Raw genomic sequence first — 26,309 nt, forward strand, 5'->3', positions numbered from 1 at the left:
GGTTCGCAGCCAGCCGGAAACACCCGCGAGGAGGCCGCGTCCATGAGCACTCCGGAAACCGGCCCTCCGCCGTACCCGCCGCTGCGCTCTCCGGTCACCGCCGAGGAGCTCCTGGCCGCGCGAGGTACATCACCCATCCGGTCTCTCGACGACCTGGCGGCCGACACCTTCGACTCCGACGAGGAGCTCGACGAGTTCCTCGCGTTCGCCTACGCCGAGCGTCGCCGCGACGTCGCCTGAGTCGCCGCCGTGCAGCTCGTCGTCCTGGACACCGACGTCGCTTCCTTGAGCCACAAGCGCAGACTCAGCGGGCTCATGGCGACCCGTCTGATCGGCCGCCGGCCGCTGATCACGTTCGTGACCTTCGGCGAGCTCACCACGTGGACCGACCTGCGAGACTGGGACAGTCGCCGACGCCAGAAACTCGCCAAGCATTTGACCTGAATAAATAGTTTTAATCTATTGGCCTGGTGACCGTTGGGTCGATGAAGGGTCAGAGAGGCGGACTGATCTAATGGAAAGGTTCGCGCGGAACATTGGTTCATGAGGGGTGGCTACCCGGGGTAGCCACCCCTCATGGTTTGCACACATCTGCAGCTTGTGTCGTCTTAGCTAGCGCCAGCCGTAGCGCTGCCGCAGCCGGTCCGTGACCCGCTCGAACGGCTCGCGCGGCAGGGCCGTCGACTCTCGGCGCATCCCGCCCTCGTGCACCCGGATCACCCGGTCCAGGTTGACCCAGGACGGTCGGTGCTCGCTGTCCCACCCGCCCGCGCCGACGGACACGAAGTCGCCCTCGCCGTCATGATCCTTGCTGGTGAGCTGCACGGCCAGGTAGGTGCCCGCGGATTCGACGGCCACCACGAGGACCGGCCGATCCTTGCCCCGTCCGTCGTTCTCCTCGAACGGCACCCACGTCCAGACGATCTCGCCGGGATCCGGGGCCCCGTCCGACTGCGGCGCGTAGCTCATCCGCACCGGCCCGATGCGATCCGGATCGACCTCCCTGGTGGCGTCCGGCCCGGACTCGCCCGGCGAGACCTCCGCCTGCGCGCGGGACGACCCCGCCCGCTCCCGGGCCGGGTGACTGCGCGCGGCTGCCACCGAGGATGGCGAGGAGGATGGCGAGGAGGAACGGGCCGTCGGCGTTGATGTCGACCGCCGCCGACCTTCCCGTCCCGCCTCCCGTGAGGGCGTCTCCCCCCGGCGGTGACTGCTCGTCACCAGGTCGGACACGATCTTGATCAGATCCCCCAGCAATCCCATGCCGCCACAATACTGATCTTTAATGTGTGGTTTCGCTGGATCATGATGTTGCTGGGTCATGCTGGTTCTGGCCGGGATCATGACGTGTCCCAGGTCGGGCCGGTGCCGGCGAGGCAGCCCTCGAGGAGATCGGGGCGGTGCGGCTCAAACCTGACGATCCACAAGCAGCTCCGGTCGACGATCAGGCCGTCCGCCACAAGCGGNGACGGCGTCGAGCCCCGCTATCTTTGGACGAATCCGTATATCTGACGGATCGTGATGCCTGCTACCCGGCGTCACCACCGCACGTGAGCCAAAGCCGTTAACTTGACACTCCCGGCTCCCGAGCCGCCGGGACTGGAGGGTCCTGCTGCATCGGGTCGGCGACGCCCTGTGCTCCCAGCAGACACCTCCGGAGCCGTCACCTGTATACGGCGGGACCCCCAACGCCAGGCCGTCGGCGCACCGGTGGCCGCGTCGGACAGGGAGGCGACGCGATGAAGTGAACATGTTGCGGTTCTCGCCGGGGTGGACTCCCGGCGCTGCTTCTGTCTGCCGGAAACGGCGTCATCTCTCCTCGGGCGGGCGGAGGGTGCCGAGGTATTGGCCGAGCGGCGTCGATTCTCTTGGGTGGACGAGTGGGAGGGCGGGTCTGAGTGCGGAGAGCGGGGGACGACGCTCGGGCAGCATGGCGGTGAGCAGCGGGCGTGCGAGCATGCGGGGGGCGAGGTGCCCGCCGAGGTGGTCGTTCACGGCCCGCAGAGCGGCGACGATGTCCGACTGGTCGGGATGGGTGGCCCGGTGGCGTTCGGTGGCGTCCCAGAGCGGATGGGGGCCGGCGGCGCGCCGGGTGACCGGGTTCCCGATTTCGAAGCTTTCCTGGGGTTGCCCGTCGACCCAGTGCTTCAGGGTGTGCATGGCGTTGGCGGAGTCGTTGAGGGCCAGTGTCTGCGTGCCGCGGGACAGCGCGGCGAGGGTCTCGGGCATGACGCCTTCGACACTCATGGTCTCGAAGCCGAACGTCCAGTCCCCGAGGGTTCCACTGGTGAGGATCGTCCGGTCCGGGCCGGGCTGGACGACGGCGTCGGTCTCGCCGAAGGCAAGGAGGCGGGCTGTCGTCGGATCGGCCTCGTAACGCTCCAGCAGGTTCCGGGGGGTCACCCCGCGGGTGACGGTGAGGCAGAACGGCCCGTAGCGGACGATTGCCGTCCAGTCCTGCTCCGGGGAAGGCTGGGTCATTTCGTGCTCCGGGTCTGGTGCGGCTGCCCCCAGGAATATAGCCGCGTGGGGGCAGCCCGGCGCGCTCGCCTGCGGTGACACCGACAACTCCGGGAAACGAAGCCCGCTGGCCGTCGACGCCCGGACGCTGATCCACGGGTTCCGCCGCCACGAAAACATGATCTTCCGGTTCGCCACCGACCTGCCCGTACGCGGTCGATGTTGCGCCGATCGCGCGAATAGAAACGGCCGACCAGCAGCAATCGCGGATGGAATGCCGGCGCGAGGGACATCGCTCGGATAGCTGATCAGGTGTCGAAGCTGCGCCGATATCATTCCGATGGTCGTGGTCGTGGTCGTGGTCGTGCGGCGGACCCATCCTGCGCGGAGAATGCGTCGAGGCTGGGCAGGGCGGCTCCGTGCCCGTCGAACATCGCCAGGTTGGCGGTCGGAATTCGTTCGCCGGCCTTCGGGTCGACGGTAAGCCAGCCGGGCTCCCAGACAAAGAATCCCAGCCCGCGATGGTCTGGCACTTCCTGGAGTAGCCGTCGGAGTTGCCTGAAGTAGTTCTCCTGGCCTTCCGCCGTGGCGGGAAGAGTTTTTCGGTCCGGTAGCTGATCGGCCGTTCTGACCCAGTCGCCGGGTTTCGTTCCGGCCAGGGTCCATGGGTAGGCGGTCTCCACGATGAGAATCTTCTTGTGGTAGCGCGCGGCCAGGTTCGCGAGGTTCGCACGCAGATCCGCCAGCGAGCCGTTCCAGTACGGATAATAGGTGAGGCCGATCACATCGAAAGCTGTGACCCCGGCGTGCATGAGTTTGTCGAAGAAGTACTGTGAACGNCTGGCGTCGCCGCCGCTGTCAATGTGGAGGACGACGGACAGGTGACGGTGGGGCTCACCTTCGCGGGCACCGGTGATCGCACTGTTGATCAGCGTGGCGAAAGGTGACCAGTCCTGCGCCGCGCCGTGTTGGACTGCGCCGAGTGGCCAGAGCATGCCGTTGGTGATCTCGTTCCCGATCTGGATCATATCGACCGGTGTGCCGTGTTCGGCGAATGTCGCGACCAGGTCACGTGTATAGGTTCTGACCGTGCCGAGCATGGCGGCGAGGTCGGCTTCGTGCCAGGCGGCCGGTGTTTGCTGGCTGTATGGGTCGGCCCAGAAGTCCGAGTAGTGGGGCACGAGCAGGATCTTCAGGCCAGTGTCCTTCGCTCTCCGCGCCAGCTCGAGTGCCGANCGCTCGTCGCTGTATCCCGGGGGTGGATTGACCCATACCCGTAACCGGACGTAGTTCGCGCCGTGGGCCGCGAGTATCCGCTCGATCGGCAGACGTTCACCTCCGTCGGAGAAGGCCGTGCCGGCGGCCTCCTCCTGCAGCGTGAAAGAGATGTCCGCGCCTCGGACGCCGGGGACTCCGGCGGACGGCGCGGGCCGCCACGGCGCGGCCATGACGACGACGATCAGCAGCCCGACCACGATCGCCGCGCTGGCCAGGTGGATCATCCGTACGCCTCTGACCTGCACCAGCGTCCACTCCCCCCAGCCGAGCGCTCGATCGCGTCGGGTGGACCGCAGACCCACCCCGGGCCCGCCCGGAGGGTGTCCGTCGTGTCTTTCCAGGACGAGAAGCCTGCGTTCGTGTGTGTGATGCCCGCAACCGCAACGGACGTAGGCCTGCTTCGGCGGCGGAAGTCATGCTGATTACGGAGGAATAGTATCGAATCGGTACACCTCCGATGAAAAGTCACCCTCCGTGCACCCCTTATCGCCGATAGTGCAAATTTTGCTAATTGACAGATGATGCCTTAGCGTAACGAACAGTCCGAGGGTCCTCGATCAATATGTCGCGATCCTCGTGGGGCGCAGGGACTGGGGGGCAACGTGCGACAGGGTCTTCGGCCTGCCGACCACACGGGCGCGCGGAAGCGTCGCGTGACGTGACCCTTGCCTTCGTTGAGTAGCTCGGCCAATCGCGCGACAGCGTAGCCGACCACGGGGCGAACCCCGTTTGGATGCTGATCTGCCGGCCGGGAACTGGTCGTCCTTTCTCGGGCCGATCACGCGCGCTCCGTTATTGGTCTTTTTGCCGTGCGCCGACCGTGCGCGGATTGGGGGAACGGTGCGGAGTCCGCTACGCGGGGAGAACGCGACCGCATTTTTGGCCGACGGCGTGGGACAGCTCACCATGCCCCTGGAATACCGTCCTTCCGCGCCGCGTCGGGCGGAGGTGGCCCCGGGGCAGTCCGAGATCCGCGTCCAGTCCACCTCCCCGATGAGTCGCCGGCAGCGACGGCAGTACTGGCTGATCGTGGCCGGGTGGATCCTCGCTGTGCTCTTCTTCTGGGTATGGTGGCTGCGCGGGGATCACATCGGCTCGCTTCCGCTGTTCATACTCATGTCATTTTCTTTTTTCTACGTGGGCGTGCTCCTGTCGTCGATGTACATGCTTTTCGTGGGACACATGCGGCGACCGACCCCGATTCCAGTGGCCCACGCCGAGCGCGCCGCGCCGATCGGACGGGTAGCCGTTCTGAGTCTCACCGTGCCCGGCTCGGAGTCGCTGGACATCGTGCGTCGCCAACTCGTCGCCATGAGTCGAATCAGCTATCCTCACGACAGCTGGATACTCGTCGACAAAATTTCCTCTCCAGAAATAGAGGCGTTGGCCCGATCCATGGGGGTCAAGTATTTCTCGCGCCACGACGAGGCCCGTTGGGGAAAGGTGGGCGTGGCCGGCTGGAACCGGCGGTTCCCACCCTTCAAGCGGAAGACGAAGGCCGGCAACGTCAACAGCTGGCTCGACGCCTATGGGCACAATTACAGCCATTTCACGCAGCTTGACATCGACCACATCCCGAATCCGGACTACCTGGACAGGGTCCTCGGTTATTTCGCCGACTCGAAGGTGAAATGGGTACAGGCGCCCAGCGTCTACGGTAACTTCACCCACTGGACCGCGCGGGGCGCCGCCGAACAGGAACTCGGTCTCCAGGGACCGCTCCAGATGGGTTTCTACGGGTTCTCCCGAACGCCGTTCATCATCGGTAGCCACTGCACGTACGACACCGCCGCGATCCGCGAGATAGGCGGGTTTCAGCCGACTCGAGCCGAGGACCACCTCGACACCGTCTGCCTCGCCGCCCGCGGATATCAGGGGGTCTTCGTCCCCGACATCCTCGCGGTCGGCGACGGGCCGGAAACATTTGAGACCTACCTGTCGCAGCAGTTCGCCTGGGCCTACTCGATGATCGAGGTACTGCTTCGCCACACGCCCCGACTGCTCCGGCAGTACAAGCCACGTCAGGCGATGCAGTTCCTTTTCGCGCAGACCTGGTACACCTTCTGGTCACTGTCGATGCTCATCCTGTTCACATTGCCGCTGATCTCCCTCTGCCTGAATCAGCGCATCGCGAAGGTGCACTACCTCGACTTCGTCGGCCACAGCTTCCCGATGACCGCCATGGCCGCAGCTATCTGGCTGTGGAGCCGGCCCTGGCACCTGCCAGCCGGTGTGCGGCTCACCTGGCGGGGAATGGTGCTACACGCCGCCCGCTGGATCATCGTTCTTTCCGCGCTCGTCCAGGTCGTGCTACGAGTCAAGAAGCCTTATATGATCACCAAGAAGGGGGTGGACGGCGACGGCAACGCGATCTCGCTGCGGATGGTCGCGCCGTACATCGCCATGGTGATCCTGCCTCTCGCCGCATGCTGGTGCTACCTTGCCGCGTACGGGCCCGGCTCCAACGAGGGCTACCTTCTCTTCGCGCTGCAGGACGCGCTGGTATTCCTGCTGGTGCTGATCTTCGTTATCCTGCAGGAGGTCAGGGCCACCCCGGGCGGTAGCTCGCAGCTCACCGTTCGACTGCGGCGGCAGGCCGCACCGCTGCTGACCACAGCCGTTCTCGCAGTGGCGACCGCGATCACCGCCGCCGCCTGCAGCATGCCGATCTGGGGTGCGCTCTCCTCGACCTAGATCCTCCCGCGAAGTCCGCCAGAACCGGGCCATGTTCCTGGGCTTCTGCCGCTGCCTGCGAGTTGTCCTGAAAGGTTTCTGCGGGCGCCGGCTTGACCTTGACCCTGCGTCGGGGTTCCAGCATGGCGGCATGACCGCTACCAGCCCCGCGATCGAGGCTTCCGGACTCACCAAGTCCTACGGCGACCACACCGTGCTGGACGGCGTCGACCTGACCGTCCCGGAGGGCACCGTCTACGCCCTGCTCGGACCCAACGGCGCCGGCAAGACGACCATCGTCAACATCCTCTCCACCTTGCTGACCCCCGGTGACGGCGAGATCCGCGTCGCCGGCTTCGACGTCCGACGCGAGCCCGCCGGGGTGCGCGCCGCGATCGGTGTCACCGGGCAGTTCTCGGCGATCGACGAGCTGCTCACCGGAGCTGAGAACCTGCGGCTGATGGCCGACCTGGCGCACCTGGACCGGGCGACCGCGACCGCCGCCGTGACCGTGATGCTGGAGCGCTTCGACCTCGTCGACGCGGCCGACCGGCGGGCACAGACCTACTCGGGCGGCATGAAGCGGCGGCTGGATCTGGCGATGACGCTCATCGCCCGGCCCCGGCTGATCTTCCTCGATGAGCCGACGGCCGGTCTCGACCCGCGCAGCCGTCGCGCCCTGTGGGCGATCGTGCGCGAGCAGGTCGCCGACGGCGTGACGGTGCTGCTGACGACGCAGTACCTCGAGGAGGCCGACGAGCTGGCCGACCGGATCGGGGTCCTCGACGGTGGCCGCCTGGTCGCCGAGGGCACGGCGGCGGAACTGAAGCGGCGGGTGCCCGGCGGGCACGTGTCGGTGCAGTTCACCGACGCCGCGGGGCTGGCCGCGGCAGCGGCGGCGCACCCGGAGGCCACCACCGACGCCGAGGCACTCACCCTGCAGGTGCCGGGCGACGGCAGCATCGCCGGGCTGCGCCGCGTGCTCGACGGCCTCGACGACGATGGCGTCGCCGGCCTGACGGTCTCCTCCGCCGACCTCGACGACGTGTTCCTCGCGCTCACCGGCCGCGCATCCGAGGCGCCCGCATCCGAGGCGCCCGCATCCGAGCGGATCCCCGCATGAGCACCACCTACATCGTCCGTGACTCGGCGACGATGCTGCGGCGCAACCTGCGGCACATCCGCCGCTACCCTTCGTTGTCGATCATTCTGGTCGCACAGCCGATCCTGTTCCTGCTGCTGTTCGTGTACGTGTTCGGCGGGACCCTGGGCGCCGGCCTGCCGGGCCAGACGGGCCAGGCGGGTGGCGGAGACCGCAGGGGCTACCTCGTCTTCATCACGCCGGGCATCCTGTTCATGACCGTCGCCAGCGTCGCGCTCGGCACCGCGATCTCGACCGCGACCGACATGACCACCGGGATCATCGCCCGGTTCCGCACGATGAACATCGCCCGGGTGTCGGTGCTCACCGGCCACGTGCTGGGCGCTGTCATCAGGACCGGCTTCGCCGTGGTGATCGTGACGGCGTTCGCGTTCCTCCTCGGGTTCCGCTCCGATGCCGGCCCGCTCGGCTGGCTCGGTGTGATCGGGCTGCTGATCCTCATCGCGTTCTCGCTCACCTGGCTGACCGTCGGCCTGGGCCTGGCGGCGGACAGCGTCGAGACGGCCAGTAACACCCCGCTGTTCCTGATGATCCTGCCGTTCGTCAGCAGCGCCTTCGTGCCGACCGACGCGATGCCGACCGGGCTGCGCCAGTTCGCGGAGTACCAGCCGTTCACCCCGATGATCAACACCCTCCGCGCGCTCGCCACGGGCGCCGCGACGGACTCCGACCGGTGGCTCGCGATCGGCTGGTGCGTCGCCATCGCGCTGCTCGGCTACCTCTGGTCGCGTCGGCTGTTCCTCCGCGTGCCCGGGAAATAGGATACTGGCGCGGTGCTCACGATCAGCCAACTGGCGTCGTACGCGGGCGTCACCGTGCGCGCGGTGCGGCACTACCACGCCAAGGGTCTCCTGCCGGAGCCGAAGCGCGACCACTCCGGCTACCGGCGCTACGACGCCCACGCCGTCGTCGAGCTCGTCAGGATCCGGACCCTCGCCGACGCCGGCGTGCCGCTCGCGCGCGTCCGCGAGCTGTTGGCCGCGGGCGAGGAGGAGTTCGCGGCCGCCGTCGCCGACATCGACCGGCGCCTGCGCGCGGAGATCAGGCAGCGGCAGCGGCACCGCGAGCGGATCGCGCAGCTGGCAGCCGGAGACAGCCTGGCCCTGCCGCCGGAGGCGGTGGCGTACCTCGACCGGCTGCGCGAGCTCGGACTGCCGGACCTGATGATCGAGGGCGAGCGGGACGCCTGGATCCTGGTGGCCGCCAAACTCCCGGAGCACATGCCGCTCTACATGAAAATGAAGCAGCAGCAGCTCGACGACCCGGCGACGGTCGACCTCTACTGGGATTTCGTCGCGATGATCGACTGGGAGGTGGACGACCCGCGGTTGACGGCGTTGGCCGACCGGCTCGTCGCCTCTCTCGAGGCCGCCGATGCCGAGGGATGGGATAGCCGCGACCAGGAGATGACCGATGAGCTCGCGGAGCTCCTCGACGCGGTCTTCCTCAACTCGGTGCCGATCGCCCGTCGGCTCCTGGCGCGGCTCGAGGAACGCGGCTGGCGCGGCTGGACCAAGTTCGAGCGGATCTCTCCGCGATAGCGCTGTCGGCGGCGTGAGCGGTGGTCGCCGCACGAGTGTTCGGACTCCCGGGCCGGCGGCGGGGCTGCCGCCGCCGGCCCGGGTGAAGCACCGGTCACTCGGTTCGCTCGGGTCAGTCGGTCGGTGACGGGCGTCCGGTCTGCTGGCTCGTGAGGAGCTGCGCACGGCGGTGGACGTCGCGGGGGGAGCAGCGGCGGTCGAGTCGAGTCCGCAGAAGCGACTGGGCGATGTCGGGCCGGTTGGCCTGGATGGCACAGTAGATCGTGGTGTCCTCGACGATCTCGCGCTGGGCGGCGCTGCCCCCGAGCCGCTCGACGCCGGGCAACGCGATCAGCGCGTCGGTCGCCCGGTCGGGATCACCGTGCAGGAGATGCATCAGGGCGTCGGCCAGCGGCGCGACGGTGTCGGTGAACACCGCGTTGCTCCGGGCGGCCGCGGACCGGCGCAGTTGCGCGAGTCGGCGGCAGTCCCCCACGGCGGCGAGGGCGACCGCCGAGTGGAGCCCGACGAAGGGCGTCGGCGGATCGACGAGCAACGCGGCGGGAACGGTCTCCAACACCGGTCCGAGTTCCACCGACGTCCAGGCGCCGGCCGCGAAGCCGCGCCACAGCAGCGACGCCGAGTCGATCAGCGCCCGGACGCCGGAGACGGCCGGCGGCGCGAGCTGGGTCGAGAAACGCGCCCGGATCGCGCTGTCGTCACCGAGGGCGAGTTCGTGCAGGGCCGCGTGCCAGGAGAAGTGCGCCCGATGCGACGAATCCGACCCGCAGGTCGAGATCCAGGCGTCCAACCAGGCCAGCCCCGCCTCATGGTCGCCGGTCTCGTAGTGGACGTGGGTCTTCGCGTGGACGGCGTGGCCGGCGGTCGGTTCGACGGCCAGCGCCAGTGCGGCGAGTTCGGCCGCCTCGTCCCAGCGCTCCTGCTCCTGGCGGGTGAAGGCGAGCAGCCCCCGGTACCACCAGTCGTCGCGGTAGACGGCAGCCAGGCCTTCGACCAGGGCCCAGGCCTCGGCCGGGAGCTCCGTCGCGCCGCTGAACGCGATCGTCGGCACAGCGATGCTGACGGCCAGGGCATCTTCCGGGTAGGCGTGGATGTAGCTGAGCAGTGCCGCGGCCGAACCGGCTCCCCCCGGCTCGCGGATGCGGGCGGCGACGACCTCGATGAAGCGTCGCTCACGCTCGTCGGCCCGGCCGGCGTGGCGTTGCGCGTTCCGCAGAGCCGTTTCCACGTCGACGTCGGCGCCCCACTCGGCACCGAGCAGCGCCAGCACCGCCTGCCCGAGGGCGAACTGGGGGTCGGCCGCGACCGCTTCGGCCACCAGCGCTTCGGCTCCGGACTGTACCCGCAGGATCCGTCCGAGCCCGGCGACATAGCGACCGGCCGCCTCCGGGCTGGCGGTGAGGGGCAGGCCGTAGGGGTCGCGCACCCGCCGGACGCCCTGTGGCCCAGGCAGGGCGGCCACGACGGCGCGGGCGACCGAGGCCGCCTGGCCGCGGATCTCGGGGATCGCCGTGCTCTCCCACAGCTCGCCGCGCCGCAACGGTCCGATGGCCCAGATCGCCGGCCGGGGTCCGTCGGCCGCGACCAGCCGCCCGGACGCCTCGGTGGCGAAGCCCAGGTCCAGGCTGTCCGGGGTCGCCAGGCCGGTGGCAAGCAGGTTCATGACCAGGGGATCATGGCTGGTCCGCACGCCGGCGCCCGCACCGGTGCAGTTGACCACGGCCGCGGCGAGTACCCGCGAGCCGTCGCTGAGCGAGACCTCGACGCCGGCCGCGGTGTCGGAAGCGTCGACGACCTGCGCGGCGTGCACGACCAGCGATCCCTCGGCGCGGCGCTGCTCCAGCCAGGCGTGGATGGCGGGGTCGACGCGGTGGCGCACCTGGTCCCAGCGCCGCATCGTCGTGGCGACGAAGCTCGACCGGGCAGCCGCGTCCAGGCGCGACCACAGCTCGGCCGTCACCGGGCGCATCGCGTCCACGCCCCGCCGCCAGTCGCCACCGGCCGCGCGGATGTGATCGAAGACAAGCCGGCGGGCCTGGGCGAGGCTCACCGGTCCGGCGGGCAACTCCGGGGCGGCCAGCGGCGGCGCCGGGTCCAGCACGTGGGGGAGCGGAAGCAGCCCGTGACGCGAGGTCACATGCAGGCGCACGCCGGCCCGGCTCCAGCGCTGGGCCATGTCGGCCATCGTCAGGCCCGAGCCGACGAGCAGCACGTCGCTGCCAGCCGGGACGTGGGGCTGGGAATCCGCCCGCCATGGATCACCGACGAACCGCGGCGACCGGGCCAGCGCCGGCGGGGCCCACGACGTCGTCGCGGCGCCGTGCCCGAGCGCGAGGACGACACCGTCGACCGGATGGCTGGTCCCGTCGTCGAGCGTGAGGCGCAGCCGGCGGCCGTGCCGGCGGAGGTCCGTCGCGCGAGCACGCACCCGCTCGCAGTGCACCCCGCTCGCGGCGCGCAGCGTCTCCTCCAGCGTGTGGCGGAGGTAGTCGGCGTAGAACTGGCGGGGCGCGTAACCCCTGGCTGGAAAGTCGACCGCGACGTGCCGACGAAGCCAGCGCAGGAAGTGCTGCGGATCATCGTCGAATGCGCTCATCTTCGCGGCCGGGACATTGAGCCGGTGCCGCGGATCCCGGGTCCGATACGCCAGGCCCTCGCCGACGTCGTCCGGTTCGACGAGCAATATTGTGAACCTGCGGCCGGTAACCGCCACGGACCTTGCTAGCTGGGCGGCGGCGAGGCAACCGCTCGCCCCGCCACCCACCACCGCGACGACCACCGGCGCACTCATCGGGACCGTCGACAGGACGTGTGCGGACACCTGGGCATAGAGATCTCCTTCTGCGTCAATTCCAGTCCTTATCAGGTTAGGCGCAGGTGGGGGAGGTCGTAGCCCAGATCGACGGAACGAGGTGTGTGATCCGATTGGCAGCCCCGCGGCCCGGTTCGTCATCGGCGGCCGGGCTTACGCGGGCTCGCCCGCGACGACGACGCCGTTCTCGTAGGCGAGCACCACGGCCTGCACCCGGTCACGCAGTCCGAGCTTGGCGAGCACGGCACCCAGGTGGCTCTTCACGGTCGCCTCGGTCACGACCAGGCGCCCGGCTATCTCGGTGTTCGACAGTCCTCGGGCGACCAGGACCAGTACCTCCCGCTCGCGTGGCGTCAGGGCGTTGAGCAGGCCGGGTGGGGTCGGCGGGCGGACGCGGCCGGCGAAGGCCTCGACCAGCCTCCGGGTGACAGACGGTGACAGCAGCGCGTCACCGGCATGCAGGACCCGGATCGCCTCGATCAGGCGTTCGCNGGAGGCGTCCTTGAGCAGGAATCCGGCCGCCCCGGCGCGCAGCGCGCCGAAGACGTACTCGTCCAGGTCGAAGGTGGTCAGGATGAGGACGCGCGGCGGCGGGGTGGGCCCGTCGGCGGTCAGGTGGGCGGTGGTCTCCACGCCGTCCATGCGCGGCATGCGAATGTCGAGCAGGACGACATCAGGTCGCAGTTCCTCGGCCCGCGCGAGCGCCTCCCGGCCGTCGGCGGCCTCGCCGACCACCTCGAAGTCCTCCTGGGTTTCGAGTATCAGCCGCAGGCCCGTCCGGATCAGCTCCTGGTCGTCCACGATCAACAGGCGGATGGTCATCCGACTCCCCTCCTCACTCCCCGGTGGTTCGACGGGCCGGCGCGGCGGGCGCTCCTGCCCCACCGCCCGTCGGCAGGCGGGCCGCCACGCGGAACCCGCCACCGGGCCGGTGGCCGAACTCCAGCTCGCCACCGAGCACCGCGACCCGCTCCCGCATCCCGACGAGGCCGTGCCGGGCCGGCTCGCTGGTCATCGACGCGTCCCGCGGGTCCTCATCACCGACCGGCGCCCGCGCCAACCCGGTCGCACCGTCGTCGGTCACCGCCACGTCAATGCTTCCGTCCCGGTAGGCCAGCGTGACCGTCACCTGGCTCGGACGGGCATGTTTCAGCACATTGGTCAGCGCTTCCTCGGTGATGCGGTAGACGGACAGCTCCAGTCCGCCGGACAGCGCTCTGGGCTTCCCCGTCACCCGTAGCTCGACGGGCAGCCCGGCGGCACGGTAGTCGCCGACCAGCTCATCCAGGTCCGTCAGCGCGGGCATGGGGCGGGAGTCGGCGGAGGCGCCGGGTGCGCGCAGCACGGTCAGCATCCGCCGAAGCTCGGCGAGGCCCTGCTCCCCGCTCGTCTCGACCCGCGCCAGCGTTTCGTCGGCCCGGTCCGGCCTGGTATGCAGCACGTCCCGGGCGCCGCGCACGCCGAGCAGCATCACGGTCACCGAATGGGCGACGATGTCGTGCAGCTCGCGGGCGATCGACGCGCGCTCCTCGTGGACCGCGATCCGGGCCAGATACTCCCGCTCACGCTGAAGGTCCTCGGCGCGCTCCTCGAGCGCGCGCACGTAGCGACGGCGGGTCCGCGCGTATGCGCCCAACGCCCACACCGCGGCCGTCACCGGGACGGACACGATCGACAGCGCGGCCAGGAGCACCGCGGTGGGCACGAGCGCGACGAGCGCGCGGCGCCAGTCGTCACCCTCGGCGATCGTGAAGAGCGCTACCAGGACAGGCACACCGCCCGGTGCGTCACCGGCAGCCACCAGCGCGGCAGCCAGAGCGAGCGTCGCGAGGAGCACTACCCACGGCGCCCGGCGGCGCGCTGTGAGCGCACCGCCGGACACAACCGCCAGCAGCACCGTCGACACCCGCGCGGTGTGGTCGTCGTTGAGGAGAAGGCTGAGCTCGGCGATCGTGGCGGCCACCGTGACGACGAGATCGAACACCAGCCCGCGCCGGATGGTCATGCCAGGTCGCGCCGGCGTTCCCCGGCCAACGCCGCGCACATGAGCCCCACCGTCCAGGCGCCCAGGACGATCGCCGCCGCGGTCAGGGAGAGGCGATCCGGCCCGTGGGACATCCGGGTCAGCACCCCCACCGCGCCGAACGGGGTGTAGTCCGACGCGTCCTGCCGGACGAGGTCGAGCAGCGGGTTCACGACGAAGGTGAGGATCAGTGCGCCGGCCGCGGCCAGGACCTGGTTGCGAACCAGCGCGCCGACGGCCACGCCGATCATCGTCGCGAGCACCGACGACGTCAGCAGGCCCACCGCCACCGCGGTCGCCTCGCGGGCACTCAGGCCGGGGCCGGGCTGCCGAGCCAACAGCGGCAGCCCGGCCCCCAGCGACACCGCCACCATGGCCGACCCGACGACCAGACTCACGATCGCGTACGCCGTGGCCCGCGCGAGCAGCAGACGTTCCCGCGAGGCGCCCGAGGCCAGCGCCGCGGGAGCCGCGGTGCGGTGCCGGAACTCGCCGGCGACACCGACCGCCCCGAGCAGCAGCAACAGGATCGGCATCCCGGACAGGGCCTCCTCCTTCTCTCCCACCTCGTCGAGCGTCCCCGAGGCAAGCGTGACAATCAGGACGTTCGCGGCCGTCAGCGCGACCGAGGCCGCCGCGAAGACCAGCGGCGTGCGCGTGGTCAGAATTTTGATCAGCTCGCCCCTGACCAGCCGGCCGGTCACGCGTCCTCGCCTTCGGTCAGCCTAAGAAAGACGTCCTCGAGGGAGAAGCCACTCTCGGCGATCGAAGCCATCCGGCCCTGATGCACAAGACGCCCTCGGTCGATGACGATGACATCGTCGACCGTGCGCTCGACCTCGGTCAGCGAATGACTCGACAACACGACGGTGCGGCCCGCGTCGGCCCGTTCGCGCAGCAGGGTGCGCAACCACTGGATCCCGCGCGGATCCAGCCCGTTCATCGGCTCGTCCAGCACCAGGATGTCCGGATCGGCGAGCAGCGCCGCCGCCAGGCCAAGCCGCTGCCGCATACCGAGCGAGTACTTTCCGACCCTGCGACGCCCGGCCTGCCCAAGGCCGACCAACTCGACCATCTCGGTGACTCGCGCCCTGGGCAGCCCGGCCAGGGCCGCCAGCGAACGCAGGTGCGCCCGCGCCGAGCGACCCGGGTGTGCGCCACAGGGCTCGATGAAGACCCCCAACGTGCGCGCTTCCGGCGTGCGCGCCTCGCGGCCGTTCAGCAGCACCTGCCCGGCACTCGGCCGGGCCAGCCCACTGATCACTTTGAGCACCGTCGTCTTGCCGGCGCCGTTGGGCCCGAAGAAGCCGGTGACCGCCCCGCCGCGGACGCCGAATGACATGTTCTCGATGGCGGTGTGCCTGCCGTAACGCTTCGTCAGACCTTCGACGCTGATCGCGGCGCTCGGCGTGACCGCCGCGCCCGCCGTCACTGAAATTCCCATGGCCGACAGAATCCGATCCTTCGATCTCCCGGTCATCGCCGTACCGGTGGGTTTCGCGGCTCGACCGTGGGTGGAGATCGCGGCGACCGTCCCTCCCCCCGGGGGTGGAGGACAACGTCCGCCTGCGCCGGCTTACCGGGGGTCAACCATCAGGGCGGACAGCTACACCGTCACAGGCGATCCGTCCGCCTGCCAGCGCCTGCTGGCGTGTCTCAGCTAACCCGCGCCGAGGTCAAGGACGACTGCGAGCGACCGGCCCGAGAATCCGGCGACGGCCGGGTGCCGGCGCTACCGCGAGGTCGAGGCGCGGGTGGTTGGTGCCGGCCGGCGGTTCGGGTCCGGGGGAGTGGCGTTGAAGGCGCGCAGGAAGGTGTTGACGCCGGCGGCGATGGCGGCCTGCAGGTCGTGGTCGGTGACGGCGCGGGTGCCGAGAGCGGACAGCGTCGGGAGATCGCCGGAGACGAGGGCGAGGAAGTGGCCGGCGGCGAGGTCGGCGTCGTCGATGTCGAGGTGACCGCGATGGGCCAGTCGGGCCAGGCGCCCGGCGAGGGCGATGTGCACGTGGGCGCCGCCAAGGCGCAGGGCATCGTCGAACAGGTCGGGGAAGCGGGCGGCCTCGGCGTACATGAGGCGTTGCAGGGCCCAGCCCTCGTCGTTGAGCTGACAGTCGATGACGTTGCGGGCCACCCGGGTGAGGGCGCCGGCCAGGTCCGCCCCGTCGTCGGGGAGGAGGTCGAGCGCGGCCACGATCCGGTCGCCGGTGCGCTGCGCCCCATCGAGGATGACCGTGCGGAAGAGGTTCTCCTTGTCCCGGAAGTGGTTGTACACGGTCGGCTTGGCGACGCCGGCCCGTTCGGCGATGGTCTCGACGCGCGCCAGGCCGTAGCCCTCCTGAACGAACACCCGCAGCGCCGCGTCGAGGATGGCAGCCCGCTTGTCGATCCGGCCGCGCAGCGGTGTCGACGCGTTCCTCCCTGTGGTCACCCGGCCAGGTTATCGCTCCGGCGTTACACGCTGACTGATATATTAAACTCGATCGTTCAACATAATATCCGGACAGGAAAAGTTGCCTGGGGTGCGGAGGAGCGGTCGTGACCCGACAGCAGGAGGCGCACGGCCCAGCCCACGGCCGCGCGATGAGCACGCCGCTGCCCGAGCGTCTGGACCCGCAACTGCGCGCACGATTCCTGCATCCACCACAACGACGGGTTCTTGATCAACTCTGGCCGGGTGGCCCGGCCACGTTCCCGCAGGACGCGGTGGTGGGCGTCGATCCGGGCCATCGGGTTCCGGTACGCAGCTACCGCCCGGCTGACGGGCCCGACCCGGCTCCGGCGGTGCTGTTCGTCCACGGTAGCGGATTCACCATGGGCGAGCTGGAGCAGTTCGACCCGCACTGCGACTGGTATGCGCGCGCAGCCGAGGCAGTCGTGGTCTCGGTCGGCTACCGACTCGCCCCGACCCACCCCTACCCGGCGGCGCTCCAGGACGCCGCGGCCGCCTGGCAGTGGCTGCACGACACGGCCGCGCAGCTCGGGGTCGATCCAACGCGATCAGCCATCGTCGGCTCCAGCGCCGGCGCGGCGATCGCCGCCGGCCTGGCCCTGTACCTGCGCGATCATGGGCAGCCGCTTCCGTCGCTGCTCCTCCTGCACGCCCCGGTACTGGACGACCGGCACCGCACCGCCTCCAGCCACGCGATCAACGACGAACGCACCTGGCACCGCGCGGCCTCGCTGCGTGGCTGGACCAGCTACCTCGGCCCGGCCGGCCCACCCGGCGGTGAGTCGATCCCGGCCTATGCCGCTCCCGCCCGCGCGACCGACCTCGCCGGCCTGCCGCCCACCTTCTTCGCCCTCGGCGACCTCGAACTCGCCCGCGACGAGGTGCTCGACTTCGCCACCCGATGACCGGCTCCCGCCGTCTCCACCTGACGGTACACCTGGTCGGCGCCGCCACCGGGGTGCACCCGGGCGCCTGGCGCTGGCCGGAGGCCGACCCCTACACCTTCGCCAGCGTCGACCGGTGGGTCGAGGCCGCCCAGGTCGCCGAACGCGGCCTGCTCGACGCGGTCTTCCTCTCCGATGTGCCCGGGCTGTGGGGTGATCTCACCGACCACCCCCAGGAGGCGTACTACCTCGAACCGACCGTCATCCTCACCGCGATCGCCCGCGCCACCACGCACATCGGCCTGGTCGGCACCGCGTCGACCAGCTTCAACGAGCCCTACAACATCGCCCGCCGATTCCACTCCCTCGACCTCGTCAGCCACGGCCGAGTCGGCTGGAACGCCGTCACCACCTTCGTACCCGTCATCGCCGAGAACTTCGGGGAGGCCCGCATCGCCGACCGGGCGGACCGCTACGGCCGCGGCAACGAGTTCGTCGACGTCGTGCGCGCCCTGTGGGCCAGCTGGCGGCCCGGCGCGCTGCTCGCCGACGTCGCCACCGGCGCGTTCACCGACCGCGGCAAGCTGGTTCCGATCGACCATCGCGGCGCCACCTTCGTGGTCCGCGGACCGCTGCCGCTCCCACCGTCCGAGCAGGGGTATCCCGTCATCTTCCAGGCCGGCGCCTCCGACCCCGGACGCGACCTCGCCGCCCGCACCGCCGACGCCGTCTTCTCCGGCGCCACCAGCCTTGACGCCGCCCGCGCGTATGCCGCCGACATCCGCGGCCGGGCGGCCGGCTACGGCCGCGACCCCGCCTCCATCACCATCCTGCCCGGCCTGATGACCTCCATCGCCAGCAGCGACGCCGAAGCCGCCGATCGGCTGCGCCGTCTCGACGAGCTCGCCTATCGCGACAGCGCGCGGGCTGTCCTCGCCGACAAACTCCGCCTCGACCCGGACATCCTCGACCCGGAGACCCTGGACCCCGACCGTCCCATCCCGCCCCACCTGCTGCCGCCGCTGGGCGTGGACGGCGCGGTCGGAGTCCTCGACCTCGGGCTGCTGGAACGGGCCCACCGTGGGCTCAGCGTGCGCGACCTGCTGCGCCCGCGCTGGGGCGGCCACCTCGTCGCGGCCGGGCCACCCGAACGGGTCGCCGACATCATCGAGGACTGGTACCGGGGCGGCGCCGCGGACGGCTTCACCCTCATGCCGGATGTGATCGCCGACGGCCTGCCCGCCTTCGTCGACCACGTCATCCCGATCCTGCGACGCCGAGGGCTGTGGCCCCACGAATATCAGGAAGCCACCTTGCGGGAGCGGCTCGGCCTGCCGCTGCCCGAAGCAGCCAAGCACGCACTGCCGTGACCGTCGTGCTGCCACGGCATGGTCACGTTGCAACCGGTGGGCTCAGCCAGTCCGAGCACGGTCACGATGCCGCCGGCGCGGCCGCAGATCATCCGAATTGTTGACTCGATGCGTGGGTCGGCTGGCCGTCAGGGGCACCGCCGTTGTCGGCATCGGCGTGGCGTCTGCGGTAGTTGGCAGAGGCGGTGCGCTCGCCGCAGCGCTTCATCGAGCACCAGCGCCGGCCGCCGGAGGGTGAGCGGTCGTAGAAGGCGAGCCCGCAGCCCTCGCAGGAGCGCAGGCGGCTCGGCTCGCTCGTGGTCAACAGGTGGACCGCGTCGCGCGCGAGAACGGACAGCACGCCGGCCAGGTCGGGCTGCGGGACCTCGATCCGCGCCCACGCATCCCCGCGGAGAAAGGATGTCGGCGTCGGCGCCGCGGCGCAGGTGTTGAGGTGCCCGACATCCTCGGGATCGGGGCCGGTGCCGGCGAGCCGGGCCTGGACGAGGCGGTCCACGGCGGCGCGCAGTTCCTGGATCCGGTCCAGGTCACGCGACGTGAGCCCGGCCGCCGGGGTCGGCAGGTCGAACGTGCCGAGCCACGCCGCCGCGCCGGCTGTCGCGGTGAGCAGATCCGGGCCGCCCGGGGTGCGGGTGGCGACGAGGTCGAGACAGAGGCTGCCGGTGTCGACCGGCCTGGAGCGGGCGGTCGTGCGCATCGGGGTGGGTTCGGCCGCAACGGATCTGGTCAAGGGACTCCTTGGACTGCCGGAACCTGCAGGTCATCGTCAAGGGATGATGGCATGAGATGCGGGGTCGCTGTCGCACGTCATGCTGGGGTTGCATCGGGTTACCTGCACAGAATCATTACAACATGGGTTGACATCGCCGCTCCGGCCGGCTTTGATCGGTCGCGTGACGATCGAGGAACCGAGGGCGGATGTGCCGGGCCTGGTGCCGGGCCTTCGCGCGCTCATGCCGCTCGTCACCTGTCGTGAGGTCGACTTCATGCGTACCGGTAGCGCCATCTGTCGATGAGGGGCGGGGCCCCCAGGCGGTGCCCCCGAGCGTGAGCGCTCCACACGCACAGATCCCCTCCCGAACAGCGGCCCCTCCCGAACAGCGGCCCCTCCCAAGCAGCGGCCCCTCCTGAGTAGTTCTCCCTCCACAGTCCACCCGCGCTCCAGAGGCGTGGCGCCGGGTTCGGACACGTCCCCCTGATGCGCCGTCGCCGGGCCCCCAGACCCGGCCGGACGGTCGTGCCGAGGACGGCAACCCCGACAACGACGTCGACAACAGCGACGGGACCTCCCTCCCGTCGCGCGAACCATCACGCCCGTCGTGCGACGACCGCCGGCACAGCCATGGCGGCACCCGAACGATCCCCCGATCGGAGAGACATGATCAGAACGAGGAAGCGGCGCATCGGCGTGCTCACCGCACTGGTGACGGCCGGCGCACTTCTGGCCGGATGCTCGACCAGCGCGGCCGCCGGCGGGGGGAGCGGCTCGGACACGGTCCACTGGGGGACCAAGCAGATCGCGACTGCCTGGGACCCGGTCGTCACCGGATCGACCGGGGCGACGAACTACCTCACGCCCATCTACGAGTCGCTGTTCACGCTGAACGAGAAGCGTGAGGTGAAGCCGGCTCTCGCCGAGAGCTACTCGTACAACCAGGCCGGCGACCANATCACCATCCGGCTGAAGCCCAAGCTGACCTTCCAGGACGGGACGCCGGTCAACGCCGAGGCCGTCAAGTTCCACATCGACCGGATCAAGTCGCAGCAGAACTCGGCGCTGAAGGGGTCGTACAACAACGTCAAGTCGGCGACCGTGATCGACGACCTCACGGTGCGGCTCGACCTCGGCCAGCAGGACTACCAGATCCCCCGCCTGCTCTCCGTGCGCGGCGGCATGCTGCCCAGCAAGGCGGCCGCGCAGGCGGATCCGGTCAAGCTCAGCCAGACGAACCCGGTCGGCGCCGGTCCGTACAAGGTCGTGGAGATCGTCCCCGAATCGAAGATCGTCCTGGAGAAGTGGGACGGCTACTGGGACGCGGCGAACATCCACGTCAAGCGGATCGAGATCAACTTCGGCATCGACGCGAACACGCTCGTGCCGGGCCTGCAGTCCGGCGTGTACAACTTCGCCCAGATCGACGGCTCGCAGATCCAGCAGGCCCGCAGCGCGGGTTTCGACATCCTGGCGGGAGTCAACCGCCAGTGGGGGTCGACCTTCCTGAGCCTCAACGTCAACAAGGCGCCGTTCACTGACCCGAAGGTCGTCGAGGCGATCCGCTACGCCGTCANCCCCGCCGAGTTCGCCACCAAGCTCGGATTCGGTGAGGGCGAGCCCAGCCACCAGCCCTTCCCCAAGGGGCACCCGGCCTACGTCGACGCGCTGGACTCCGAGCACCCCTACAACCCGGCCCGGGCTCGGGAGATCCTGGCGAAGGCCGGCTACGCGGACGGTGCCATCTCCTTCGACATCGCCGGCGTCGCCACCAACTTCGACCAGGTTGCGGAAGTCCTCCAGGGGCAGCTCAAGGCCGTCGGCATCAGGACGACCATCAAGCTGACCGACTTCGCCAACTGGGGCAAGGGGTACTACGGCAAGACGCTCGCCGCGTCGATCTTCGGCTACGTCGGCCGTGACTCCCACGTCCAGGCGCTCACCGAGCACTACGACACCGGCGGGGTGCTCAACCTGAGCTCGCCGTACACGTCCGCGCCCTTCCAGCAGGCGCTCAAGGCGGTCCGGGCCACGCCCCTCGACTCGCCGGACTACCCGTCCCGCCTGCAGGCCGCCGCGAAGGCCGGCTACGAGAACGGCTCCACGGTGTCGCTCTACACCTACGCCTCCGCCATCGCCAAGAAGAAGTCGCTGTCCGACCTGCCCGCGATCGACGGCTTCCTGAGCTGGAAGGGCGTCACCTTCACCCACGGCGACTGAACCGGCGCAGGCGGGGTCCGTGCAGACGGGCCCCGCCTGCCCGACCGACCCCGCCGACCCCGCCGACCCCGCCGACCCGACCGACCCCGCCGACCAGCGAGTAGCCCGCACGACGAAAGATCAACGGGAGTAGAAGCCAGTGTCCGCACCACCGCCCGCGCTCACCGCGCCGCCTGCCGCCCATCGTGGCGTGGTCGCTCACCGGATCGGCCGGGCGGCCGCCTCGACCGCCCGGCTGCTCGCGATCTTCGTTCCGGTGTTCCTGCTCGGCACCTTCCTCACCTACCTGCTCGGGCATCTCAGCGGGCGCAGCCCCGCCTACCTGCAGCTCGGCGACGCGGCCTCCCCGCAGGCCGTGGCGGTCATCGAGCACAAGTGGGGCCTCGACCGCCCCTTTCTCGTCCAGTACGGGGACTGGCTCGGCTCGGTCCTGCACGGCGACCTGGGAACGAGCTGGTACAACGGGCTCAGCGTGGCGCACGCGCTCGGCCAGCGGGCCGCGATCACGCTCTCGGCCGCCGGGGTCGCCCTCGTCCTCGGCATCGTGTTCGGATTCCTGCTCGGCGCGCTCGCCGCCCACTTCCACACCCGCTGGCCCGACCGGGCGATCACCACCTTCACCACGGTCATCTCGGTGCTGCCGCCGTTCATCGTGGGGATCGGGCTGGCGGCGGTGTTCGCGGTGAGCCTGCAGCTCCTGCCGGCCGCCGGCTACGTGCCGATCCAGGCCGGGCTGGGCCCGTGGCTGAGCCATCTCCTCCTCCCCGCGATCGCGCTCAGCTTCGACACGGCCGCCGACGTGGCTCGGCAGCTGCGCAACGGCCTGGTGTCGGCCTACCGCGGGAACTACGTCACCGGCGCGATCGTGCGCGGCCTCGGCCCGCGCCGGATCTTCTTCGTGCACGTGCTGCGCAACGGCATCGCGCCGGCGTTGGCGGTCCTCGGCCTGAAGTTCCCCAACCTGCTGGGCGGCGCGGTGATCATCGAGGCGATCTTCGGGCTCTCCGGGTACGGCGTGTACGCCAGCCAGGCCGCGGTCCGCGGCGACGTGCCGGCCGTCCAGGGCGTGCTCGTCGTCTCGGTCGTCCTCGTCGTGGTGTTCAACCTGCTCGTCAACATCGTGCTCAACCGCGTCACCCCTGACGCCGACCGGGGAGTCTGAGGCGTGATCAGAACCGTGTTGCGGCTCACGACCGCGCGGGTCGCCCTCGCGCTGCTCGCGATCATCGCCCTCGTGACCGTGCTGGGCCCCGTCCTGGCGCCCTACGACCCGCTCAAGGGCGGCGACCAGACGCTCGCGGGGCCCTCGGCCAAGCACTGGCTGGGCACCGACTACATCGGCCGCGACGTGCTCAGTCGCATCCTCGCCGGCGCGCCGCTGAGCATCGTGAGCGCGCTGGAGGTCGCCGGGATCGCCCTGGTGCTCGGCACGATCCCCGGCATCCTGTCGGTCTATCTCGGCTCGGTGTTCGAGTGGCTGAGCCTGCGGGTCGTCGACACGTTCATCGCCCTGCCGTTCCTCGTCTTCGCGGTCGCCATGACGGCGTTGCTCGGCAACGGGATCACCCAGGCCATGATCGTTGTCGGNATGCTCCTCGCGCCCGTGTTCTACCGGGTAAGCCGGGCGGCGACGATGTCCGTCGCCCGGTCGCAGTACGTGGAGGCGGCCTCCATCGCCGGGGCGTCGACGTCCTGGATCGTCCGCAGTCACGTGTGGTCCAAGGTGCTGCCGTCGATCGCCGTCACCCTGGCCACCACCCTCGGCATCGGGCTGGTGGTGATCTCGAGCCTGACCTTCCTCGGGATCGGGATCCAGCCGCCCACCCCGACCTGGGGCGGGATCCTCGCGTCCGATCTGGGTTACCTCGCTCAGAAGCCGTACGCACCGATCTTCCCGACCCTGCTCATCCTCGCCGCCGTCCTGGCCTGCAACCTCCTCGCGGACGCCATCCGGGACGCCGCGGGCGAGACCGGCCGCGCCCTGACCGGCGCGAAGACCGCCAGGTCCAACCGGACACGGCGGCTCGCCGCCCTGGCAGACCTGGCGGACCCGGCAGATCCGTCCCGGCCATGACTGAGGAGCAGCAGATGACGCCGAGCGTGGCTGGTCCCGCCGACCGAGACGCGGTCGACCGCGACACGGTGCTCACGCTGACCGATGTGCGGATCCACAACGACGCCGCCGACGAGGAGCTGGTGCACGGCGTGAGCCTGCGGCTGAGGCGCGGCGGGGTCGTCGGCATCGTCGGGGAGTCCGGCAGCGGCAAGTCGCTGACCTGCAAGGCCGTGCTCGGCGTCCTGCCGGAGCACATCGAGGTCGCAGGCGGCTCGATCGAGCTGCTCGGCCGCGACGTCACCGGCCTGTCCCGGCCGGAGTGGACGGCCCTGCGCGGCACCTCGATCAGCGCCGTCTTCCAGGACCCGGCGTCGTACCTCAACCCGTCGATCCGGGTCGGCAAGCAGGTCCAGGAGGTACTGCGGGTCAAGCAGGGGCTCAGCCGGGCCGCGGCGAAGCAGCGGGCCATCGAGCTGCTCGACGCCGTCCACCTGCGTGATCCCGACTACGTCTACGAGCAGTACGTGCACGAGCTGTCCGGCGGGATGCTGCAACGCGTTCTCATCGCCATCGCGATCTCCCTCGAGCCCGAGGTGCTCATCGCGGACGAGGCGACGACCGCGCTCGACACCACGGTGCAGGCCGGCATCCTCGACCTGCTCGTCGAGCTGAAGGAACGGATCGGGCTGTCGCTCATCGTCGTCTCGCACGATCTCGCCGTCGTGGCGCAGCTCTGCGACGAGGTGCTCGTCATGCGTGAGGGGCACGTCGTCGAGCAGGGCCCCACGGCCGCGATCCTGCACGCTCCGCAGCACGAATACACGCGGCTGCTGGTCGCCGAGCACGAGCAGTACGGCCTGAGCGCCGCCGCCTCCTCCGCCTCCGGTCCGCGCCTGCCGGTGTCGGTGTCGGTGTTGGAGCCGGTGTCGGTATCGGTGTCGGTACCGGCGCCCAGGAGTTCGAGCGCGCCCGAGTCGACGGAGCCGGTCCTGCGGGTCGACGGGCTGGGCGTCCACTTCGGCCGTGGCCGCGGGCGCAAGCAGGCGCTCGAGGACGCCTCGCTGGTGATCCGCCCGGGCGAGACCGTCGGCGTCATCGGTGAGTCCGGGGCGGGCAAGTCCACCCTCGCGCGCGCGGTGCTCGGCCTGGTGCGGGCCACGGCCGGCTCCGTGCACGTCGGCGGACGCGACGTCACCCACCTGTCGGGGCGGGAGCGGCGGGCGTTCGGCCGCGACGGTGTCGTCCAGTACGTGTTCCAGGATCCGCTGCGCAGCCTCGATCCGGAGCACACCGTCGCCGCGTCCGTCGCGGAACCGCTGCGCATCCGCGGCGGGTTCGACCGGGCGGCGATCGACGCCGCCGTCCGCCGTCAGTTCCGCGCTGTCCGGCTCGACGAGTCACTGCTGGACCGGTTCCCCGGCGAGCTCTCCGGCGGGCAGCGCCAGCGGGTGGCGATCGCCCGCGCGCTCATCGGCGAGCCGCGCCTGCTGATCCTGGACGAGCCGGTGAGTGCCCTGGACTCGGCCAACCGCGTCGCGATCCTCGAACTGCTCCGCGAACTGCGCTCCACCGTCGACGTCGCGATGCTGTTCATCTCCCACGATCTCGGGTCGGTCGCGGGGATCTCCGACCGGACGATCGTGCTCTACCGCAGCCGGATCGTCGAGGCCGGCGACACCGCGCGCATCGTCACCGCCCCCACGCACCCCTACACCCGGCTGCTCGTGGGCTCGGCGCCGACCCTCACCTCCGGACCGACCGACCGCGTGCAGCGCGAACGGTTGCGGGCCGGACTCGCCGTCTCCTGACGCCGCCGACCACCTGACGCCGCCGACCACCTGATCCCGACGATCACAAGGGAAGACCATGACAAGACAGGTGCGGCTCTGCCTGAACCTGCAGGCGACCGGCCGCCACGACGCGGCCTGGAAGACCCTGCCGCCGACCTCGGACTGGATCGCCGGCATCGACTACTACACCGAGATCGCGCGGCTCGCCGAACGGGCCCGCTTCGATGCGATCTTCATCGCGGACCGCCTTGGTTCGCTCGACGCCGCCTCCTACCGTCGGCCCTGGCGCGGGACGGATCCGACCGTCCTGCTCGCCGCGCTGGCGCGCGAGACCGAGCACATCGGACTCGTGTCGACCAACCCGGCCATCCACGGCAACCCGTTCCTGCTCGCCCGCTCGATCGCGACCCTCGACCACGTCAGCAAGGGACGCGCCGGCTGGAACATCATCACCAGCCAGGAGGACGTCACCCGCTCCGCGCTCGGCGTCGACGAGATCCTCGAACCGCAGGCGCGCTACCGCAAGGCCGAGGAGTTCATCGCCGCCGTCGACGCACTGTGGGCCTCGCTTCCCGAGGAGGCGGTGGTCGCCGACGCGGAGGCCGACCTTTACATCGACGCGCGGCGCACCCGGCCGGTGGACGTCGCGGGCGAGTTCTACCGGACGTCCGGGGTGCTCCCGCTGCCCGGCGGCTACCAGGGCCGCCGCCCGGTGCTCTTCCAGGCCGGGGCGTCGAGACAGAGCAAGGAACTGGGCGCCCGCTGGGCGGACGCGCTGTTCACCTCGCAGCGGCTTCCGGAGCTGTCGCGGGAGTTCTCGGCCGAGGTCAAGGGGCTCGCGGCGAAGAACGGGCGGGATCCCGACGATCTCCTCGTCCT

The 26,309-nt window shown here is 70.3% G+C and carries 23 protein-coding genes and 6 pseudogenes; 16 read left to right on the plus strand and 13 right to left on the minus strand.

Translation table 11 applies throughout. The features are described 5' to 3' along the window. The first annotated feature begins 42 nt into the window (after nt 1–42). Both UK82_RS15200 and UK82_RS15205 read left to right on the plus strand, forming a co-directional pair. Nucleotides 43–240, plus strand: coding sequence for a hypothetical protein (locus tag UK82_RS15200; protein ID WP_044885917.1), 198 nt, complete (start codon nt 43–45; stop codon nt 238–240). A 9-nt stretch (nt 241–249) separates the two neighbouring features. After that, entirely contained in the window at nt 250–444 is a 195-nt protein-coding gene (locus tag UK82_RS15205) for a hypothetical protein (RefSeq protein WP_201784197.1), read from the plus strand. A gap of 168 nt (nt 445–612) precedes the next feature. Here UK82_RS15205 and UK82_RS15210 read toward each other — a convergent pair whose 3' ends face one another. The 5 genes and pseudogenes from UK82_RS15210 to UK82_RS37990 form a co-directional block, all read right to left on the minus strand. After that, nucleotides 613–1,263, minus strand: a complete 651-nt coding sequence (locus UK82_RS15210) for a type II toxin-antitoxin system PemK/MazF family toxin (RefSeq protein WP_173667295.1) — start codon at nt 1,261–1,263, stop codon at nt 613–615. A gap of 546 nt (nt 1,264–1,809) precedes the next feature. Then, nucleotides 1,810–2,481, minus strand: coding sequence for a DUF6461 domain-containing protein (locus tag UK82_RS15215; RefSeq protein ID WP_055407812.1), 672 nt, complete (start codon nt 2,479–2,481; stop codon nt 1,810–1,812). A gap of 311 nt (nt 2,482–2,792) precedes the next feature. Next, on the minus strand, nt 2,793–3,299 hold a 507-nt coding region (locus UK82_RS37980; RefSeq protein WP_236705969.1), incomplete at its 5' end, for a glycosyl hydrolase 53 family protein. A 1-nt stretch (nt 3,300) separates the two neighbouring features. Beyond that, nucleotides 3,301–3,695: pseudogene (locus UK82_RS37985) on the minus strand (glycosyl hydrolase 53 family protein); the annotation flags it as partial. A gap of 1 nt (nt 3,696) precedes the next feature. Further along, nucleotides 3,697–3,962: pseudogene (locus tag UK82_RS37990) on the minus strand (glycosyl hydrolase 53 family protein); the annotation flags it as partial. 505 nt (nt 3,963–4,467) lie between these two features. Between UK82_RS37990 and UK82_RS15225 the strand changes: the two are divergent. The 4 genes from UK82_RS15225 to UK82_RS15240 all read left to right on the plus strand — a co-directional run bounded on the left by UK82_RS15225 (nt 4,468) and on the right by UK82_RS15240 (nt 9,114). Then, nucleotides 4,468–6,432 (plus strand): glycosyltransferase family 2 protein, encoded by a 1,965-nt coding sequence (locus tag UK82_RS15225; protein WP_236705970.1) that lies wholly within the window; start codon nt 4,468–4,470, stop codon nt 6,430–6,432. Between the two features lie 130 nt (nt 6,433–6,562). Then, nucleotides 6,563–7,534 carry an ABC transporter ATP-binding protein gene (locus UK82_RS15230; RefSeq protein WP_044885851.1) on the plus strand — a complete coding sequence of 324 codons (972 nt, stop codon included), beginning with the start codon at nt 6,563–6,565 and terminating at the stop codon, nt 7,532–7,534. Continuing rightward, a complete protein-coding gene (locus UK82_RS15235; RefSeq protein WP_055407816.1) occupies nt 7,531–8,334 on the plus strand; it encodes an ABC transporter permease in 804 nt (267 codons plus the stop codon). Before UK82_RS15230 ends, UK82_RS15235 begins: the two co-directional genes overlap by 4 nt. 12 nt (nt 8,335–8,346) lie before the next feature. Next, nucleotides 8,347–9,114, plus strand: coding sequence for a MerR family transcriptional regulator (locus UK82_RS15240; RefSeq protein ID WP_044885853.1), 768 nt, complete (start codon nt 8,347–8,349; stop codon nt 9,112–9,114). Between the two features lie 112 nt (nt 9,115–9,226). On the opposite strand, the gene UK82_RS15245 is transcribed toward UK82_RS15240, so the two are convergent. The 7 genes and pseudogenes from UK82_RS15245 to UK82_RS15270 form a co-directional block, all read right to left on the minus strand. Then, the gene (locus tag UK82_RS15245) at nt 9,227–11,905 is read right to left on the minus strand and encodes an FAD/NAD(P)-binding protein (RefSeq protein ID WP_044885920.1); all 2,679 of its coding nucleotides are present in this window, start codon (nt 11,903–11,905) and stop codon (nt 9,227–9,229) included. Nucleotides 11,906–12,079: 174 nt separating this feature from the next. Next, on the minus strand, nt 12,080–12,417 hold a 338-nt coding region (locus UK82_RS37995), incomplete at its 5' end, for a response regulator transcription factor (RefSeq protein WP_236705971.1). Nucleotide 12,418: 1 nt separating this feature from the next. After that, a pseudogene (locus tag UK82_RS38000) lies at nt 12,419–12,748 on the minus strand (response regulator transcription factor); the annotation flags it as partial. A 13-nt stretch (nt 12,749–12,761) separates the two neighbouring features. After that, nucleotides 12,762–13,931 (minus strand): sensor histidine kinase, encoded by a 1,170-nt coding sequence (locus tag UK82_RS15255; RefSeq protein ID WP_044885855.1) that lies wholly within the window; start codon nt 13,929–13,931, stop codon nt 12,762–12,764. Beyond that, nucleotides 13,928–14,653, minus strand: coding sequence for an ABC transporter permease subunit (locus tag UK82_RS15260; protein ID WP_055407818.1), 726 nt, complete (start codon nt 14,651–14,653; stop codon nt 13,928–13,930). The genes UK82_RS15255 and UK82_RS15260 overlap by 4 nt, the downstream gene beginning before the upstream one ends. After that, nucleotides 14,650–15,381, minus strand: coding sequence for an ABC transporter ATP-binding protein (locus UK82_RS15265; protein WP_236705972.1), 732 nt, complete (start codon nt 15,379–15,381; stop codon nt 14,650–14,652). The genes UK82_RS15260 and UK82_RS15265 overlap by 4 nt, the downstream gene beginning before the upstream one ends. A 300-nt stretch (nt 15,382–15,681) precedes the next feature. Then, nucleotides 15,682–16,377, minus strand: a complete 696-nt coding sequence (locus UK82_RS15270) for a TetR/AcrR family transcriptional regulator (protein ID WP_044885858.1) — start codon at nt 16,375–16,377, stop codon at nt 15,682–15,684. A gap of 107 nt (nt 16,378–16,484) precedes the next feature. Between UK82_RS15270 and UK82_RS15275 the strand changes: the two genes are divergently transcribed. Next, nucleotides 16,485–17,303, plus strand: a complete 819-nt coding sequence (locus UK82_RS15275) for an alpha/beta hydrolase fold domain-containing protein (RefSeq protein ID WP_082121955.1) — start codon at nt 16,485–16,487, stop codon at nt 17,301–17,303. Next, nucleotides 17,300–18,652: an NtaA/DmoA family FMN-dependent monooxygenase gene (locus UK82_RS15280; protein WP_044885859.1), complete on the plus strand. Its 1,353-nt coding sequence runs from the start codon at nt 17,300–17,302 to the stop codon at nt 18,650–18,652. Before UK82_RS15275 ends, UK82_RS15280 begins: the two co-directional genes overlap by 4 nt. 88 nt (nt 18,653–18,740) lie before the next feature. On the opposite strand, the gene UK82_RS15285 is transcribed toward UK82_RS15280, so the two are convergent. Further along, on the minus strand, nt 18,741–19,382 hold the full coding sequence (locus UK82_RS15285) for an ABATE domain-containing protein (protein ID WP_044885860.1): 642 nt from the start codon (nt 19,380–19,382) through the stop codon (nt 18,741–18,743). 648 nt (nt 19,383–20,030) lie between these two features. On the opposite strand from UK82_RS15285, the pseudogene UK82_RS41510 reads away from it, so the two are divergent. From UK82_RS41510 to UK82_RS38025, 8 genes and pseudogenes are all read left to right on the plus strand, one after another. After that, nucleotides 20,031–20,320 (plus strand): annotated as a pseudogene (locus tag UK82_RS41510) (peptide ABC transporter permease); the annotation flags it as partial. Between the two features lies 1 nt (nt 20,321). Then, nucleotides 20,322–20,940, plus strand: a 619-nt coding sequence (locus tag UK82_RS38005) for an ABC transporter substrate-binding protein (protein WP_255354299.1), incomplete at its 3' end; no start/stop codon positions are given. A gap of 1 nt (nt 20,941) precedes the next feature. Continuing rightward, nucleotides 20,942–21,584, plus strand: a pseudogene (locus UK82_RS38010) (ABC transporter substrate-binding protein); the annotation flags it as partial. A gap of 139 nt (nt 21,585–21,723) precedes the next feature. Then, nucleotides 21,724–22,746 carry an ABC transporter permease gene (locus UK82_RS15295; RefSeq protein WP_044885862.1) on the plus strand — a complete coding sequence of 341 codons (1,023 nt, stop codon included), beginning with the start codon at nt 21,724–21,726 and terminating at the stop codon, nt 22,744–22,746. A gap of 3 nt (nt 22,747–22,749) precedes the next feature. Further along, nucleotides 22,750–23,171 (plus strand): ABC transporter permease (locus tag UK82_RS38015; protein WP_396230563.1); only part of this gene is annotated, 422 nt, incomplete at its 3' end. Nucleotide 23,172: 1 nt separating this feature from the next. Further along, a pseudogene (locus tag UK82_RS38020) lies at nt 23,173–23,658 on the plus strand (ABC transporter permease); the annotation flags it as partial. 14 nt (nt 23,659–23,672) lie between these two features. After that, nucleotides 23,673–25,448 (plus strand): ABC transporter ATP-binding protein, encoded by a 1,776-nt coding sequence (nikE, locus tag UK82_RS15305; protein ID WP_063897503.1) that lies wholly within the window; start codon nt 23,673–23,675, stop codon nt 25,446–25,448. 58 nt (nt 25,449–25,506) lie between these two features. After that, the coding region (locus UK82_RS38025; RefSeq protein WP_236705974.1) for an LLM class flavin-dependent oxidoreductase at nt 25,507–26,309 on the plus strand (803 nt) is incomplete at its 3' end.

This window comes from Frankia sp. ACN1ag (genome assembly GCF_001414035.1).
GTDB lineage: Bacteria > Actinomycetota > Actinomycetes > Frankiales > Frankiaceae > Frankia > Frankia torreyi.